This is a genomic window from Uniformispora flossi (assembly GCF_049534875.1).
GTDB classification, from domain to species: domain Bacteria; phylum Actinomycetota; class Actinomycetes; order Streptomycetales; family Streptomycetaceae; genus Yinghuangia; species Yinghuangia aomiensis.
The window spans coordinates 414763-430810 of the sequence record NZ_JBMULZ010000003.1; the positions used below are offsets into that span (position 1 = coordinate 414763).

Consider the following 16048-nt stretch of genomic DNA (forward strand, 5'->3'; position numbering starts at 1 on the left):
ACGACTTTCAGCACATACCCCGATGGCGGGATAAAACTGATGAAAACTGTATGGTTGGTTCGGGTGGGTGGACAGCGGGTTTTTGGACGGCTCGTGGACCACGCGGTCGTGGACGAGCCAGGGGATCCGCGACAAGGTCGGCGCCACCCACCTGCCCCTTGCCGCACTGCTCGGCGCGTTCGTGGACGCGGGCCTGACCCTCGACCGCTTCGTCGAATCCGGTGCTCCGACGCCGGCCGTCCTGGCGGTCGGCGCGGTCAAGTGAGCCCGGCTGCCGTCCTGCCGACGGCGCGGCCCGGGTACATGCCGACGCCCGGGGCCGCGTGAAGCGGCCCCGGGCGTCGAAACCGGGCGCGGGCGGAACCCGGCCCGGGAGGATCAGCGGGCGCGGTCGAAGTCGATGGCGCTGTAGGCGCGGAGCTTCGCCAGGCGGTGCTGGCTGTCGATGTTGCGGATCGTGCCGCTCTTGGAGCGCATGACCAGCGACGACGTCAGGGCCGTGCTCGCCCGGTAGCGGACGCCGCGGAGGAGTTCGCCGTCGGTGATGCCGGTGGCGACGAAGAAGACGTTCTCGCCGGACACCAGGTCGTCGGTCAGCAGCACGCGGTTGAGGTCGTGGCCCGCGTCGAGGGCCTTCTGGCGCTCGGCCTCGTCCTTCGGCCACAGGCGGCCCTGGATCACGCCGCCCATGCACTTGATCGCGGCCGCGGCGATGATGCCTTCCGGGGTGCCGCCGATGCCGAGGAGCAGGTCGACGCCGGTGCCGTCCTTGGCCGCCATGATGGCGCCCGCGACGTCGCCGTCGGTGATGAACTTGATCCGGGCGCCGGCCTCGCGGATCTCCTTGACGATCGACTCGTGGCGCGGCCGGTCGAGGATGCAGACGGTGACGTCCTCCGGCGCCGAGTTCTTCGCCTTGGCGACCCGGCGGATGTTCTCGCCGACCGGAGCGGTCAGGTCCACGACGTCCGCGGCCTCGGGGCCGGTGACGAGCTTCTCCATGTAGAACACCGCGGACGGGTCGTACATCGACCCGCGTTCCGCGACCGCCATGACCGCCACGGCGTTGTTCATGCCCTTGGCGGTGAGCGTGGTGCCGTCGACCGGGTCGACGGCGACGTCGCACTCGGGGCCGGAGCCGTCGCCGACCCGTTCCCCGTTGAACAGCATCGGCGCGTTGTCCTTCTCGCCTTCGCCGATCACCACGACGCCGTTCATGGACACCGTGCCGATGAGGGTGCGCATGGCCTTCACGGCCGCGCCGTCGGCGCCGTTCTTGTCGCCGCGTCCCACCCACCGGCCGGCCGCCATGGCGGCGGCCTCGGTGACGCGGACGAGTTCGAGGGCGAGGTTCCGGTCGGGAGCCTCGGAGGGGACCGTGAGCTGCGGCGGTACGGACTGGTCCGTCATTCTGGCGGGCCTTCCTGTCGGGGAACCTCGGCCGGGACCGCTGAGGGGTGCCCTGATCCCCGGTGACCCCGTGGTCCTGCTCGGTGCGCGTGAGGGTTGCACCGACCGAGATTCCGTGCGGCGCGCGGCATGCGGCTTTTCGGCCGACTGCCACGACACTGCGACGAAAACGACTACGCGGCCCCGGGCCCGGACGGATTCCAACGGGATTGCCCCGATGTTATCGGCCCCGCCCGGCATCGGTGCAGGTAGCCCGGCGGGCGAATCGTTTCGGCGCGATGATCATGACGCTGCGCGCAGACCAGGCATGGCCGGTTCGCGCCTTCCCGGGAGCCTCCCGGAGGCGCCCCCCGGGCCGCCACGCGGCTCACAGCGCCGTCACGCCCACGCCCGTCGCCTTGACCCCGACCCACACCGGCAGGCCTTCACCGACGCCCAGTTCGGCCGCGGCCGCCGCGGTCACCTCGGCGACCACGTCGGGCCCGTCCGTGCCCCGCACCGTGACCCGCAGCCGAGTGCCGGTGCCGGTCACCTCGGCGACCGTCCCGGGCCAGGTGTTGCGGGCGCTGCCTTCCGGACGCTCCCGGTGCAGCGTGACGTGGTCGGGGTGCACGGTCGCCAGCACCGGGCCCGCGGGCACGGGTTCTGCGGTGCTCAGGGTGTGGCCGCCGTCCCGGACGCGGATGCCGGTGCCGTCGGCGACCCCCTCGTACGCGTTCAGCCCGAGCATGCGCGCGACCCACGCGGACCGCGGGGCCCGGGTGACCTCGGCGGCCGGGGCGTCCTGCGCGATCGCGCCGTCCTCCACGACGAGCATGCGCCCGGCCAGGCTGAGCGCGTCGACGGGGTCGTGGGTGACGATCAGGCACGCACCGTCGTACGGGCCGAGGTGGCTGCGCAGCGTGTGCCGGACCGCGGCGCGGGTCTCCACGTCCAGTGGTGCGAGCGGTTCGTCGAGGAGCAGCAGCCGGGGCTCGGGGGCGAGCGCCCGCGCGAGCGCGACGCGCTGCTGCTGGCCGCCGGACAGCTGCCCGGGGCGGCGGCCGGCCAGGTCGGCAAGGCCGAGGCGGGCAAGCCAGTCGTGTGCGGTACGGCGGGCTTCGGCACGGGAGCCGCCGCGGCCGCGCAGGCCGTAGGCGACGTTGCGGGCGGCGGTGAGGTGCGGGAACAGCGCGCCGTCCTGCGGGACATAGCCGACCCGGCGGGCGTGCGGGGGCAGGTGTCCGACCGGACGGCCGTCGATGGCGACGGCGGCGCGCGCCGGGCCGGGGAGTCCGGCGAGGGCGCGCAGCAGGGTGGATTTGCCGGCCCCGTTGGGGCCCACGACGGCGACGACTTCGCCCGCCGCGACGGTGAGTTCGGCGGTGACGAGGCCTTCGGTGCGGGCGTGCAGCGCGGGGGTCACCGCGGTCCCCCCTTGCCGGTCAGGCTGCGAGCCGACGCGGCGCGGGGTGGCGTCTTGCGGGCCGCGGGGCTGAGCCACCGGCCGCGCAGCGCGACCAGGACGACGACCGAGACGACGAGGAGCAGCAGGCTGACCGCGATCGCGGTGTCCGGGTCGTCCTGGAGCATCAGGTAGACGGCGAGCGGCAGCGTCTGCGTTTCGCCGGGGAGGTTGCCCGCGAAGGTGATGGTGGCGCCGAACTCGCCCAGGGCGCGCGCCCATGCGAGGGCGGCGCCGGCGGCGAGGCCGGGGGCGATCAGCGGGAGCGTCACGGTGGTGAAGACGCGCAGCGGGCCGGCGCCGAGGGTGGCGGCGGTCTCTTCGTACTTGCGGTCCAGGCCGGCGATGGCGCCTTCCACGGACAGCACGAGGAACGGCAGGGCGACGAACGCGCCCGCGAGCATGGCGCCGGTCATGGAGAACGTCAGCCGGATGCCCATGGACTCCAGCCAGGGCCCGAGCAGGCCGCGCCGTCCGAAGGCGAGCAGCAGCGCGACACCGCCGACCACGGGCGGCAGCACGAGCGGCAGCAGGACCAGCGCGCGGAGCACCGATTTGCCGGGGAAGTCGACGCGGGCGAACAGCCATGCGAGCGGGACGCCGAGCAGCAGGCTGATGCCGAGCGCGCCGAACGAGCACTCCAGCGAGAGCCGCAGCGCGGTCCGCACCGCCGGGTCGCCGAGCCGGTCGAGGACCGACCGCCACGGTGCGCGGACCAGCAGCCCGGCCAACGGCAGGACGACGAACGCGAGCCCGGCGAGCGCGGGCACCCACAGCAGCAGCGGGACGCGGGTGCGCGGGGTGCGCGGTGCGTCCTCCCACGGGGGCGCCGGGGCGCGCTCGCCCGGCGGCGTGGCGGACCCGGGGTCCGCGGCGGCCGCCGCCGGGTCGGGCGCGGGTGTCACCGCGTCGGGCGTGCCGGTCACGGCGCGGCGAAGCCGTACTTCTTGAGGACTTCCTGGGCCTCGGGGGTGAGCAGCCACTGGGCGAACGCGTTCGCCGGGTCCTGCTTCCTGCTGTCCTTGATCACCGCGACCGGGTAGGACGCGACGACGTTGGCGGCGTCCGGGATGTCGACGGCCGCGACGGCGTTGCCGGCCGCGGCGATGTCGGTGGCGTAGACGATCCCGGCGTCGGCTTCGCCCATGCGCACCCGGGTCACGACCGCCTTGACGTCGGCTTCCTCGGACTTGGGCTTGAGCGTGACGCCGGCCTTGGCGATCGCGTCGCGGGCGTAGCGGCCGACCGGGACGGTCGGGCCGGCGAGCACCACGGTCAGGTCGCTCTTGGCCAGGTCGGCGAGGGTGGCGATGTTCTTGGGGTTGCCCGGCGGGACGACGATCGCCAGCTTGTTCTTGGCGAACACCCGGGGCTGGTTGACCTGCCCGGTGAGCCCGTCCATGGTCTTGGTGTCGGCGGTCGCGATGGCGTCCGCGGGGGCGCCCTGCTTGACCTGCGCGGCGAGTTCCTGCGACCCGGCGAAGGAGAACTTCACCGTCTGGTCCTTGTGGCCCTTGGTGTAGACCGTGCTCATCTCGTTGAAGGCGCCGGTCAGGGACGCCGCGGCGAGCACGGTGATCGTGGACGGCGCGGCGCCGGCGTCCTTCGTCTTGTCCTTCTTGGCGTCCTTGTCGTCGCCGCAACCGGCGAGGAGCAGGCTTGCCGCGGTGGCGGCGGCTATCGGGGCGGCGGCGAAGCGGAGGGATCTCACGGCAACTCCACGGTCACGTTGGTCGACTTGACCGAGGCGACCGCTTCGACGCCGGGGGCGAGCCCCAGTTCCTCGACGGCCTCCCGGGTCAGCAGGGAAACCACCCGGTGCGGTCCCGCCTGGATCTCCACCTGTGCGGCGACGTCGCCGAGGATGACCTTGGTGACGATGCCGGGGAACGCGTTGCGGGCCGACGTCGCCCGCGGGACCTCGGCGGCCGGGCTCGGCGCGTCCTCGGCGAGGGCGACCGCGAAGGCGGCGAGTGCCGCGCCTTCGACGACCCGGTGGCCGTTCTCGTCGCGGGCCGTGGGCAGGCGCCCCGAGTCGGCCCAGCGGCGGGCGGTGTCCGGGCTGACCCCGAGAAGCTGCGCGACGCGGCCCATGCGGTAGGTGGGCATATGCGGGACCTTACTCCCTTCATGGCTGGCAAATGCAATGGACCCTCGTCCAGGCCTTCGCAGATGCGATGGCTCGACTATGGCCTGGCTGTGGCCCGGTGACGGCCCCGTGACGGCTCTGTGGCGGCCCCGTGCGGCTCCGTGGCGGCTCTGTGGCGGCTCCGTCAGGCCCGAGCACCCGGTGCCGGAGCATCGGGCGCGATGGGGGACCATGGTGCGGTGGCAGAGAAGCGTGGTATCCAGACGGTACGCAGCATGGTCATCTCCTTGGGCGTCGTCGGCATTGTCGTCGTCGCGCTGCTGATCGCCGGACGGCACAGCGCGCAGGACCCGGTCAAGCGCATCGACTACTCGGTGAAGTTCCAGCAGGCGAGCCAGGACGCCCCGTACCCGCTGCTCGCGCCCACCGGCCTGCCCGGCCGCTGGCGCGCGACGTCGGCGGAGTACCAGGGCATGGACCCGGCTGCGACGGCCTGGCACGTGGGCCTGATCAGTCCGGACGGCGACTACGTCGCGGTCGAGCAGAGCAACGGCACGCCCGCGCCGTTCGTGAAGGACAAGAGCAAGAACGGCACGGCGGTCGGCGAACGCGACGTCGCGGGCGAGCAGTGGCAGACCTACGACGGCGACAAGTACCGCTCGCTGGTCCGCACCAAGGACGGCGTGACCACGGTCGTCACCGGCACCGCCCCGTACGACACGCTCGCGCAGTTCGCCGCCGCGCTGAAGCCGTCCGTGGCGGGACAGCCGATCAACGGCTGACCGATTCCGCGTCGCTTCCGCCCGTGCTCCGTGCGGTCGCCCGCACGGTTCGAAAACGCCCGTTAACCGGACGGAACGTGTTCCGCGACCCGGCATCGACTGTTCACCCGGCGGACGCCCGCAAGTCTTGATCACGGTGTCAGCCTTCCGCGGTGGACGTCTCGTACTTCTGCGGAACACTCGCCGAGCTGAGCGCCGAGCGGCTCTACCGCCTGCTCGCGCTGCGCAGCCAGGTCTTCGTGGTCGCGCGCCAGCGCGCCCGCCACGAACCCGACGGCTTGGACATCGAGCCGAGCACCTTGCACGTGTGGGCCGAACGCGGCGGCATGCCGATCGCCACGCTGCGGCTGACCGCGGAAGCCGACGGGATCCTGCGCCTCGGCCGCCTGTGCACCGCCACCGCGGAACGCCGTAACGGCCACGCGGGCACCCTCGTCGAACACGCCGTCATGCTCGCCGAAGGCCGCCCGATCCTCGCGGACGTGTTCGTGCGCAGCGCCCCGTGGTTCGAGCAGCGCGGCTTCACCGTGCTCGGCGGGCGCGAGGTGGTCGACGGCGAGCCGCATGTGCGGGTGCGCTACGAGCCGGTCCGGCCGGCACAGCCGGCGCTCGGCCCCGACGGGCAGCCGTACGTTCCGGCGTGGGTGGCGCTGTGAGCCGGGCGCGCGCGGCCGCGCGGTTCGCCCGTCTGGAACGGTGCTGGCGCCCCACCGGGACCCGGCCGCGCGAAGGCTGGGAGGTCCTGCCGCCGCTGCGCTGGGTGCTGCTCGGCGGGGCGGCCGCGGTGGTGCTGCTGGTGCTGTCGCTGGCGGCCGCGCTCGCGGACGGGTGAGGCGGGCGCCCTCAGCCCTCGTCTTCGGTCTCCCGCTTCACCACGGCGTCGAGGCGGGCGCGGGCGCCGTCCAGCCACTGCTGGCACACCGCGGCGAGCTTCTCGCCGCGCTCCCACAGCGCGAGGGACTCCTCCAGGGTGATCCCGCCGGTCTCCAAGCGCCGCACGACGTCGATCAGCTCGTCGCGGGCCTGCTCGTAGCCCAGCGACTCCAGGGCTTCCCCGGACTCGCCGGATGCCGCACCCGCCTCGCCCGCCGCGTCCGCACTCTTCTTGGCCATGCGCCCCAGCCTATGCGGCGCTACCGACGCGCCGGCGCGACGTCGACCAGCGCGCCGCGGGCGGCGTTGCGGGGGTCGAGGAAGCGGACGACGCGCACCGTGACGCCGTAGGCCCGGTCCGGGCCCGGGTCGCCCGAGCCGAGGACCGAGCCGCCCCACTTCTCGCCGTAGTGCGCGGTGTCGGGGGTGCCGTCCGGGAGCACGACGCGGGTCGAGTAGGGCTCGCGTGCGGGGACGACGGTGCTGCCGTCCCGGAACCGCTCCAGCGGGGTGTCCCCGGAGTACTCGGCGCCGGCCGCCCATCCGCGGGTGTCGGTGAACTCCGGGATGCCGGGCAGGGCGGGGAAGTCCTGGCACCAGGTGCCCGCGCTGTGGCACGCGGTGAACGGCAGCGTGGCGGCGGGGGAGAAGGCCGCGTTCGACGACTGCGCGCGGTTCTCCAGGTTCTTGAATGGGTTGCGGACGCTCGGCGGGTAGTGCGCCCCGGCCTCGCCGCTCCAGCGCAGCGGGTCGAAGTGCGCGTCGACGAGCAGGACCTGGCCCTTGGGGCCGTGGCTCGGCGGGTTGTCGAGCCCGAACCGGACGCCGTTGTTCTGGTACTCGGCGTCGCGCAGCCACACCAGGAGGCCGGGGGCGTTGTAGGGCACGCGTGCGATCTGCGTGCCGTCGGTGCCGCTGCGGACGGTGGTGTAGGCGTACTTCAGGCCCTCGTCGAAGCCGGTCGGGGTGCGCCACTCCAGCAGGTAATACTGCTCGCGTTCGAGCGCGCCGGACGTGCGGGACCAGCCCGCGCCGCGGGTGATCGTGGACGTGCCGCCGACCGGGCTCCAGCCGTTGTCGCCCTGCTCGGCGTCGTCGGTCCACACCGTCGCGCCGTCCGCTTCGAGGCTGAAGTCGTCGGCGAACCAGCCGCGTTCCTGGAAGGCGGCGTCGGTCATGACGCCGAGGCGCAGGCGCACGGTGGTGCCCGCGTAGGGGGTGAGGTCGATGTGGTCGTGGCGCCAGCCGCCGCTGCTGCCGGTGAGGCCGTTCGCCTTGTGGAACTCGGCGAGGTTGCGGTTGGGGTCGGGGTAGTCCGGCGGAGTGGACACCAGCGTGCCCTGCGCGTCGCGGACGGGGAGCGGGGACCAGGTGCGGCCGCCGTCGGCGGAGGCTTCGACGAAGCCGTAGTCCCAGTCCTGTTCGATGACGTAGTCGTTCCACAGGGAGAAGGTCGCCTGGGCGGCGGCGGGCACGGCGATGTCGCGCACGATCGCGGTGTCGGCCCATTCCTGGTCGCGGCCGGAGTACCACATGCCGGTGCCGGAGTGCGGGGTGCCGATGCGGGTGGACTTGGGCGGCAGGTCGACCCGTACCGAATCCCTCAGCCCGGGGCCCGGTTTGGCGGCGGCGCCGAGTGCGACGGGGCGGGACCGGCCGTCGACGGGGACGGTCTGGGGGTCCGTCCAGCCGAGCACGTACTTCGACCAGGCGCCCATGTGGGTGGGCATCGTCTGGAACAGCGGTCCGGCGTGTGATCCGGACGACATCAAGTCCCAGAAGTCGACGTCGGTTTCGCCGCCGCTGAAGTTGTCGTAGAGGTCCGGGAGGCCGAGGTCGTGGCCGAACTCGTGGGCGAAGACGCCGACTCCGGAATCCTCGGGCTGCACGATGTAGTTCGCGACCTTGAGGTCGGTGCCGGGGACCGTGTGGCCGCCGAGCACGTTGCTGGCATGTGCCCAGATGGCGTACGTGCCTTCGGTGCCGCCGCCCGCGGACTTGTCGCGTCCGGCGTGGACGAGGACCAAGTGGTCGACCACGCCGTCGGGTTCGTCGACGTTGCCGTCGTGGTCGGCGTCGCTGATGTCCTCGTGGTCGTAGTCGGCCCACGGGAAATCGGGGCGGGCCTTGGCGAGCGCGTCGACGGCGTCGATCGCGAACTGGCGTACGCCGCGGGGGTTGTCGGGGTGGCCGCTGTTGTCCTGGCGGGCGTTGCCGCACTTGCCGGCCGCGTACCAGGCTTCGGAGTGCGGGACGGTGACCCAGCCGACCGCTTCGCCGCCGACGCGGTACTTGCCGTGCGACATCTCGTTGTACATCGCGCGCATGGTCAGCCCGGACACGTCGACGCCGGGCTTGCCGTCGGGGCCGGTCAGATCCGGGCGGATGCGCTCGCTCAGACCGCGGTCGGAGTACAGCATCGCGTTGTAGTGGCCGGGGGAGAAGTCCGGCACCCAGAGGGTGTTGTTGTCGGGCTTGGTGGCTTTTGCGGGGTCGGGGAGCCGGTTGTGCCGTGGCCCGTTCGTCAGGGTGCCGGGAGGTTCGGTGACGCACGTGGGATCGGCGACGCTCGTCGGCCGCTCATAGCCGGAGAAGTCGTCGTTCGCCTGGTCGTTGAACTCGACCAGGATCGTGAGGAGTTTCGCGTCGCGGGGTTGGCCCGGGATGCGTCCGGCCTGGCGGTCCCGTGCGTCGAGGAGAGCGCGGGGAGTGCGTCCGGTGGCGGTGGACTCGGCTTCGACGGCGGCGAGGGCGCGGGCGGCCGGCGGATTGCCGTCCGCGAACTTGCGGTCGAGGTCGCGGGCTCGCCGGTCGGCCTGCTTGATGCGAGATTGCGCAGAGTTATCCACAGGCTGTGGATAATTCGGGTCGGATGGAAGGTCGTCCCGAGGGGCTACGTAGTTGACGTAGTCGTCCGCGGCGGAGGGGTGCCAGGCGGCTTTGGTGGTGTCCGTGGCGCCGATCGGCGCGGCGGGGGCGGGCGGGACGGCCAGGGCGAGCGTCGTCGCCAGCGTGGCAATGGCCGTTCCCAAGGCGGAAGTTCTCCGCATCCGGCGGGTGGCTGAGGATCCGGTTCGGCGCATGGCGGCCCTTCGCGGCGGCGGCGCACACCGCACGGAGCACGCCGCAGGGGCGGGTGAAGCCCGACGCTAGATCGCGCGCCGGGCGCCGCTGGGGAAGGGCGCGGGTACGCGCCGGTCGGGTCACCCGGACGGGGGATGGCCCGGCTGGTTCCGCTCGGTCGTCCGGCCCGTCATGCGGGCCGGCCTGGCGGTCAGAGGTCGGCGATGACGAGCCGGTAGCCGCCGTCGAAGGTGTCGCGGCCGAGCAGGTCGGCGTGGCGCTCGTGCCACACGCCCGACGCGAGGTCGTCGGCGAGGCGGACGAGACCCGGGCGGATGGCGTCCTCACTGGACTGGGCGAGCATCGAGATGCCGGCCCGCACCGTCGGGTCGAGGTAGGCCTCCGGGCGGCGCCAGAAGGCGGCGCCGAAACCGTCCGTGCAGTCGTGCGGAACCGGCACCTCCTCGACCCGGGCGCCACCCAGCAGCGCGGCCAACCGGTCGACGGGGACGGCCCGTTCGTCGTCGAAGGCGATCACCTCCGGCAAGTACTCGTCCAGCAGCCAGAACGTGCGCGTGACCGTCTGGTCCCAGGTGAAGACGACCACCCGCCGCCGCGCGATCCGCCGCAACTCCGCGATCCCGGCCTCCAGATCGCTCCAGTGGTGCACGGTCAGCAACGCCATCACCGCATCGGCCGCGTCGTCCTCGACGGGGATGGCCTCCGCCGAGGCTTGTATCGCCGGGGCGGAGTCAGGCGGCCGTTGGGCGATCATGACCGCGCTGGGCTCGACGGCAAGGACGGTTTGCGGGGGCTCGTAGGAGCCGGACCCGGCACCCACATTGATCACGCTGACGGCGTCACCGAGAGCCGCGTGGATCTGCGCGGCGATCCGCGGGTCGGGGCGGCGGGTGGTGGCGTAGGTGGCGCCGATGCGGTCATACGTCGTCATGGTGAGAGTATTCGCGGGACCAACTCGCTGATGGGGTTGGGGTGATCGACGTCACCGCACCATCGGGCCCCAGCACCGCGGCGCCACCGCACATCGAATCGGGTATCGACCGAATCAACCTCTCTCGATCGCCTCGAAGATGTCGGCATCGGTCTCTTGCTGCCACTTGGGGAGATCCGGCCAGTCGGCGACATACCCCGACTTGGGGTTCTCGAAGTGCCTGTACATCTGGGCGGTCCAGCAGGTGGCGACGAAACGGCTCTTCTGTTCGCGTGACAGGCGGGCAGCGTGTCCGCCGCTGACCTCGACGAACTGGCGGACCTGCGCGTAGACCGAGCCTGCGGCCTGGCGTTCCCATTCCGGAGTGTCGTCCCAGGGCGTCACGTATCCGGGTTTCGGCTCCCCTGGGAAGTGCTGGCGCACACCTGCGATCCAAGCTTCCCTGAAGCGACGTGCACCCTCGGTCGGCGACATGCCTACCCCTCTCGTCAAGGCGTGTTCAGTGCGACGATCTCGGCCCGCAGCTCCGCAACGCGGCGGTCATTGGTCAGTGCGCCGCACCCTTCAGACAGAGTTCGGAGTCTACGGGCGACATAGCCGGATGAAGAGGCGTGGGCCAGGCGCAGCGCCTCCCGGCCATGTGCGACCAGTTGTTCCGAGTCGCGCCGCTTGGCGCCGATCGCGGCAAGATCCGTCAGGACGGCGCCTCGTCGTCGATACGACTGCCCGGAAGCCAAGGCATTCTGCTGGAGAGCCTGTTCCAACGTTGCCTCGGCCAAGTCGAGGCGACCAAGTTCCACGTAGCGCGCTCCCCGCTCCTCAGCCAGACGCGACCCATCGAACCGCAGCCATCCGCCGTTGGCGCTCTCTGCCCCCAGATTTGCTACCTGCTCGGCACGCTCCAAGGCTCGCTCGCATCCCGACAGGTCCCCGAGGCCGGCGTACGCCTGTGCTTGGACAGCCGCAACCCAATGCCGGGTTGCCAACGCGCTGTCCCCATGTCGAGCCAATCTTTCGGCCGCCTCCAGGGTCTGGACGGCCTGGAGGAATCGCCGCTCCGACACGTCGATGTACGTTCGCCGAATCAAGGCGCACGCCCACAGGTCAAACGCTCTTGCGTCCCGACTGACGGAAGCGGCAAGCGTGTAGGAGGCTTCTGCATCGGTGTACCGGTTGGCGTCGAAGGAGACTTCGCCGGCCAGTTGGAAGAGGTCGGCTGCCGCGCGCAGAACGGTGCCGGACACGTTGCGATTGTTGGCCGAGAGGGCAGCGTTGAACGTGGCCAGTTGATCGCGGACCAGCGGATACACCGCTTCCTTGGATCGGGCTAGCTGGTAGACCTGCCAAAGATGGTCGTTCATCCGCCCGAAGTCTTCGCGGGTGGGACTGGGGACCGCCCACGATTGGGCTTCCGCCTCCTCTGATGGCAGGGCAGCCAGCGCGCTGCCGACGGTGAGCATTCGGAGGAATTCGCGGCGAATCACGTCGTCTGGGTCTCCCACGATCGGCTGGTAGCCACGTTGCCCGCCTTCGGTTCCCGGCGGCGCCAGAAGAGCGTCCAACTCCTTGAGGCCGAGTTCAAGGACGCCAGCCAGTCTGATCCGCTGTTGCGGGTGGGGGAGAACCCTGCCGCTCTCCCAACGTCCGACGGTTGTGCGGTCCACGCCGACCAACTCCGCCAGGTTCTCCTGGCTGTAGCCGAGGGCCTTTCGCCGTTCTGCCAGCCCCATGACGCCCCCTGGCCGTGCACGGATCTGCATCAAGACTGCCGCATCGATGCCGTGGAGCCCCAGAGCTCGACCCGGTTACCTGAGGTTATCCAAAGAACACTGTGAGCAGCGACCGGTGGAGGCGTGGGATGGGCACTGAACTTCCATTTACGACCGTGGGGGTGATTCGACCCAACGCGGTTCGGCCCTACGTCCCTGAGCTGGGCCCCTTGCCGGCCGCCCGCACATGCTCCGTCGCGCCTGACCTCAACGGCTTCCACGGGAAGATCCGTATCGTGGCGTGGGGATTCGACCCTGTGCACGCCGCCGTAGCCCTTCGGCTGGCTGGGGAGTACGCCCGTGCCTTCGGCTACGAGGTCGTCGATGAACTTGCCAGCTATGGGCCGGACATGGTGGCGGCGCCGCTCGTGAAAGTCGCACTGGCGCGGTTCGAACGGCGAGATGTCTCGTACGACCGCGCCTGGTGGGCTGTGCCGCACGGCGCCATTTCGCGTGACGAGTTCGAACGCGCGAGATGGACCGTTCGTCAGCAATGGGCCGCCGAGGCCGCTGGTGAGGGCGACATGCGCGCGCCGAACTTCGATTCTCTGACACCCACCGCCGACGCTTGCCCGCCGACCTCGGGTGGCGAGCCGCGCGCCGTCGCCGACTCCGCACACCCTGACGTCTGAAGGGGTAGATCGTGCAAAGCACCAGCACAGACAGTGACGCAGCACGAACGGACTGGACGGCACTCCAGAACTACGCCGCTCTGCGGGGGCAACTCCGCGTGTCCTTCGGCCCGGTCTGCAATATCGGCTGCTACTTCTGCCACAACGAAGGTGACATTCCGCCGCTGACCACCCGCCTGGACCGGAACCGGCGGCCACGGCGACGCAAGTTCGAGGCCACGGACTACGTCATGACGATCACGCGGCTGATGGACGCCGGCCTCAAACGGGTCTACTTCACGGGCGGCGAGCCACTCGTGTCGCCATTGGCGAGGCCCGTCCTTGAACAGCTTCCCGCGCCGCAGCCGGATGCGTCCTACACGCTCATCACCAACGGGACCCGGATCCGCCGCAACGCTGATTGGCTCACCGCAACGCCGCTGGACAAGGTCAAGGTCTCATTGCACTATTTCTCGGACGAGTCGTTCAGGAGGATCGCGAAGACCCGCCTTGGCATCTGCGAAGTGCTGGACGGGATCGAGGCGGCCCGTGAGCGCTTCCAGCGTGTGGAACTGAACTGCCTTCTGTTGCGGGACAACGCCGCGGAGATCCCGGCAATTCTCGACTATGCGCTGACTCGGCGTTTGCCGATCCAGTTCATCGAGCTGGTCGACACCGATTACAACGGAGACGCCGCCGGCGACGCCCTGACAGCGGATGACGTAGTCGGCCGTCTGCGCAACCTCACTACCGACGAGCGGATTGAGATCGCCGGAGTCGGCCAAGGGCGTCGCGTTTTCCGCGTGGACGGCGTCGAGATTGACGTCATCCAGAGCAGCCTCGGGCGCCACCACGTGGGGCAATGCGGCACCTGTCCGAAGCGCCGCCAATGCGTCGAAGGGTTCTGGGCGCTGCGGCTCGATCACGCCGGGGCGCTCCAGCCGTGCCTTCTCCGCGAGGACTTACGGTTGGACGTGACTGGCATGCCAGCCGAGTCCATTGGCCCATCTGTTGCCGCGCACATCGACGCGTTTACCCAGGGGGTTTTGTGATGCTGTCGCGCAACTACACCCCGCTTCGCGACAGCGCGGAGGTCGGCGCGTTCGTCATCCTCGAGGGCCCATCTGCCATCGGCAAGTCCACCCTGGCAGTTGAAGTCGCCCAGCGGCTTGGCGGAGCCTCGATTCACACCGTCCCAGATCCGCATGTGGCATGGTGCGCGACGGTGAACCGCGAGCTCCGCGCACTTCCGCAGTTCGGGTTCTACCTCTCCGGGCTGCTTCACTCGGCCGATCTCATCCGTCGCCACCGACGCATCGGTCCAGTTGTGGCGGACCGCTACGTCTCGTCTGTCGTCGCCTGCCACGCCGCCGTAAACCGGGTGAGTCTGCGGCAAGTTCAGCAACTGATGCAGCCGTTCGCGGAGTACCTGGAAACGCCGGATGCCACGTTCTATCTGCGGTGCTCGCTGAGCACGCTCGCAGAACGGATGCAGGCGAAGCTCCATTCGAACGCGGCGACCGCCGACGACGTCGCACTGTTCTCCAAGCCCGGCCGCCTGGTCGATGTCATGGCCGGCTTCGAGGAACTGGCGTCCGAGGACCCGACGGCGGTCATCTTGGACACTGACGATCGCACCCCTCAGCAAATCGCCGACCGGATCGTCAGCCACCTGAAGGCCCAAGGTGCAGCAGATTAATCCGATCAACACCGTGCAAGTGATCCGCGACGGCGGGGCCCACGGCCAGATCCCTGGCGACCTGCATGTGGGGGTCGGCTGGTGGCTGGCCGCGTGCCTCGTCGTTGTGGAGCGCGCGTCGACCGTGGTCATTGGGCATGACGGTGCGGCTGTAAGCGCCGAGATCCACGACCGCGCCTGTGGTGGCGTGAGGAACGCCGAGCATTACGCATGCTGTGCGCTGAGTCTCGGCCATGTCACCGAATCTCGCGTCCTTGATGCCGTCAGTTCCCTCGGAGCTCCCGGAATCCATGTGTCGATTGATCGGTACCGCGGTCGGATGGTGAGCATCCGTCTTTACGGCCGCAAGGGTGCGCTCTTGGAAGAGTCCACGGGGCTCGCGCGTATTCGGCAGTTGATCGCCGAAGACAGGGTGCCCCGGCCGGTGAACTCGGCAGCACAAGGGCGTCTAGGGCGCTACAGCGCACCTGGCCGCCGGTTGCAGTGAACAAATCGTGTTGCCTGCCGGGTGCGGCACTGTACCGGGCTAGGCTGCCGGAACATGGAGAGCGCAGTCCCGCAGGAATTGCCCAATCGCGATGCCGCAGTTGTCGTCGCCCGCGATGCGCAGGGGCGGGTGGCGTTGTTGCAAGCTTGGTTCGATGATCACGATGGGGAGTACCTGTTCCTTCCGGGCGGGCGGATGGAACCCGGGGAGTCGATCCTCGAATGCGCAGCGCGCGAACTGAAGGAGGAGTCGGGGGCAACCGCTGTCGAGCTGAGGCCACTCGGAGACTTTGCCATCACGCTCGGATCGACGGCCCGGGTCCACCTCTACGAGGCCCGCGGGCTCACACTCGGTCCGCAAGAACTGACCGCCAGCGAGACCGATTTCCAGCTCACCTGGTGGACCATGGCTGACGCGGTGGATGCCGCGGTCAACGGCCGTTTCCTCCTGCCAGCCGGGCCGTTGGCGCTTTTCATGGCTTCCCGTCAGGAGTCTGATGCGGGTTGGGTTCCGGCTCCGGGTCACTGAAACCGGGTAGTGGGCCGAGCGGGGGGACGTACCTGATCGGCAGGCGAGGACGGTGTCCTCGCCGTCGAGCCTGGGTCTCTCAGCGCGCCGCGGCCGTGCCGCGGCGCGCAACGATTGGGGCTTTTTGACGTGGTGGCGGATGGCTGAGCCTTGGACCCGAAATTGGGCCACGACGACGAAGAGTTCGTGCGGGGGCGCTTTGATCGGCGGGCGAGGATGGCGAAGCCTTCGAGCCCGAAACGTTCGGCGCGGGGGGGGGGGGGCGGCGGGGCCCCCACGGGGGGGGGTGGGGGGGCCCCCCGCCCCCCCCCCACCCCCGCCCCCCACCCCCGCCCCCCCCG

Annotated in this window: 19 protein-coding genes; 9 read left to right on the top strand and 10 right to left on the bottom strand. The window is 70.6% G+C overall.

The genetic code is table 11. From position 1 onward, the window contains the following. The first annotated feature begins 67 nt into the window (after window positions 1-67). Window positions 68-265 (top strand): hypothetical protein, encoded by a 198-nt coding sequence (locus tag ACPA54_RS09045; protein ID WP_423528152.1) that lies wholly within the window; start codon window positions 68-70, stop codon window positions 263-265. 113 nt (window positions 266-378) lie between these two features. On the opposite strand, the gene glpX is transcribed toward ACPA54_RS09045, so the two are convergent. The 5 genes from glpX to ACPA54_RS09070 form a co-directional block, all read right to left on the bottom strand. Further along, entirely contained in the window at window positions 379-1410 is a 1032-nt protein-coding gene (glpX, locus tag ACPA54_RS09050) for a class II fructose-bisphosphatase (RefSeq protein WP_423528153.1), read from the bottom strand. Window positions 1411-1777: 367 nt separating this feature from the next. Beyond that, window positions 1778-2815, bottom strand: a complete 1038-nt coding sequence (locus ACPA54_RS09055; protein WP_423528154.1) for an ABC transporter ATP-binding protein — start codon at window positions 2813-2815, stop codon at window positions 1778-1780. After that, the gene (locus ACPA54_RS09060) at window positions 2812-3780 is read right to left on the bottom strand and encodes an ABC transporter permease (protein ID WP_423528155.1); all 969 of its coding nucleotides are present in this window, start codon (window positions 3778-3780) and stop codon (window positions 2812-2814) included. The genes ACPA54_RS09055 and ACPA54_RS09060 overlap by 4 nt, the downstream gene beginning before the upstream one ends. Then, window positions 3777-4565 carry a molybdate ABC transporter substrate-binding protein gene (gene modA, locus ACPA54_RS09065; protein WP_423528156.1) on the bottom strand — a complete coding sequence of 263 codons (789 nt, stop codon included), beginning with the start codon at window positions 4563-4565 and terminating at the stop codon, window positions 3777-3779. The genes ACPA54_RS09060 and modA overlap by 4 nt, the downstream gene beginning before the upstream one ends. Then, window positions 4562-4963, bottom strand: a complete 402-nt coding sequence (locus ACPA54_RS09070) for a TOBE domain-containing protein (RefSeq protein ID WP_423528157.1) — start codon at window positions 4961-4963, stop codon at window positions 4562-4564. The genes modA and ACPA54_RS09070 overlap by 4 nt, the downstream gene beginning before the upstream one ends. Window positions 4964-5182: 219 nt before the next feature. Here ACPA54_RS09070 and ACPA54_RS09075 point away from each other — a divergent pair, with 219 nt between their 5' ends. From ACPA54_RS09075 to ACPA54_RS09085, 3 genes are all read left to right on the top strand, one after another. Next, on the top strand, window positions 5183-5725 hold the full coding sequence (locus ACPA54_RS09075) for a DUF4245 domain-containing protein (protein ID WP_423528158.1): 543 nt from the start codon (window positions 5183-5185) through the stop codon (window positions 5723-5725). A 152-nt stretch (window positions 5726-5877) separates the two neighbouring features. Continuing rightward, entirely contained in the window at window positions 5878-6381 is a 504-nt protein-coding gene (locus tag ACPA54_RS09080; protein ID WP_345675894.1) for a GNAT family N-acetyltransferase, read from the top strand. Further along, window positions 6378-6557: a hypothetical protein gene (locus ACPA54_RS09085; protein ID WP_423528159.1), complete on the top strand. Its 180-nt coding sequence runs from the start codon at window positions 6378-6380 to the stop codon at window positions 6555-6557. Before ACPA54_RS09080 ends, ACPA54_RS09085 begins: the two co-directional genes overlap by 4 nt. A gap of 11 nt (window positions 6558-6568) precedes the next feature. Here ACPA54_RS09085 and ACPA54_RS09090 read toward each other — a convergent pair whose 3' ends face one another. The 5 genes from ACPA54_RS09090 to ACPA54_RS09110 form a co-directional block, all read right to left on the bottom strand. Then, the gene (locus tag ACPA54_RS09090; protein ID WP_345675896.1) at window positions 6569-6838 is read right to left on the bottom strand and encodes an exodeoxyribonuclease VII small subunit; all 270 of its coding nucleotides are present in this window, start codon (window positions 6836-6838) and stop codon (window positions 6569-6571) included. A gap of 20 nt (window positions 6839-6858) precedes the next feature. Beyond that, a complete protein-coding gene (locus ACPA54_RS09095) occupies window positions 6859-9630 on the bottom strand; it encodes an immune inhibitor A domain-containing protein (protein WP_423528160.1) in 2772 nt (923 codons plus the stop codon). 242 nt (window positions 9631-9872) lie between these two features. Beyond that, window positions 9873-10613 carry a class I SAM-dependent methyltransferase gene (locus tag ACPA54_RS09100; RefSeq protein WP_423528161.1) on the bottom strand — a complete coding sequence of 247 codons (741 nt, stop codon included), beginning with the start codon at window positions 10611-10613 and terminating at the stop codon, window positions 9873-9875. 114 nt (window positions 10614-10727) lie between these two features. Then, window positions 10728-11087 carry a hypothetical protein gene (locus tag ACPA54_RS09105; protein WP_423528162.1) on the bottom strand — a complete coding sequence of 120 codons (360 nt, stop codon included), beginning with the start codon at window positions 11085-11087 and terminating at the stop codon, window positions 10728-10730. Window positions 11088-11101: 14 nt separating this feature from the next. Beyond that, on the bottom strand, window positions 11102-12343 hold the full coding sequence (locus ACPA54_RS09110; RefSeq protein WP_423528163.1) for a helix-turn-helix transcriptional regulator: 1242 nt from the start codon (window positions 12341-12343) through the stop codon (window positions 11102-11104). A gap of 128 nt (window positions 12344-12471) precedes the next feature. Here ACPA54_RS09110 and ACPA54_RS09115 point away from each other — a divergent pair, with 128 nt between their 5' ends. The 5 genes from ACPA54_RS09115 to ACPA54_RS09135 are packed head-to-tail and all read left to right on the top strand — an operon-like array spanning window position 12472 to window position 15707. Beyond that, window positions 12472-13014, top strand: coding sequence for a hypothetical protein (locus ACPA54_RS09115; RefSeq protein WP_423528164.1), 543 nt, complete (start codon window positions 12472-12474; stop codon window positions 13012-13014). Between the two features lie 11 nt (window positions 13015-13025). After that, window positions 13026-14045 (top strand): radical SAM protein, encoded by a 1020-nt coding sequence (locus ACPA54_RS09120; protein ID WP_423528165.1) that lies wholly within the window; start codon window positions 13026-13028, stop codon window positions 14043-14045. Then, window positions 14045-14692, top strand: coding sequence for a dTMP kinase (locus tag ACPA54_RS09125; protein WP_423528166.1), 648 nt, complete (start codon window positions 14045-14047; stop codon window positions 14690-14692). Before ACPA54_RS09120 ends, ACPA54_RS09125 begins: the two co-directional genes overlap by 1 nt. Beyond that, on the top strand, window positions 14679-15179 hold the full coding sequence (locus ACPA54_RS09130) for a hypothetical protein (RefSeq protein ID WP_423528167.1): 501 nt from the start codon (window positions 14679-14681) through the stop codon (window positions 15177-15179). Before ACPA54_RS09125 ends, ACPA54_RS09130 begins: the two co-directional genes overlap by 14 nt. 54 nt (window positions 15180-15233) lie before the next feature. Beyond that, window positions 15234-15707: an NUDIX hydrolase gene (locus ACPA54_RS09135; protein ID WP_423528168.1), complete on the top strand. Its 474-nt coding sequence runs from the start codon at window positions 15234-15236 to the stop codon at window positions 15705-15707. The last annotated feature ends 341 nt before the right edge of the window (window positions 15708-16048 follow it).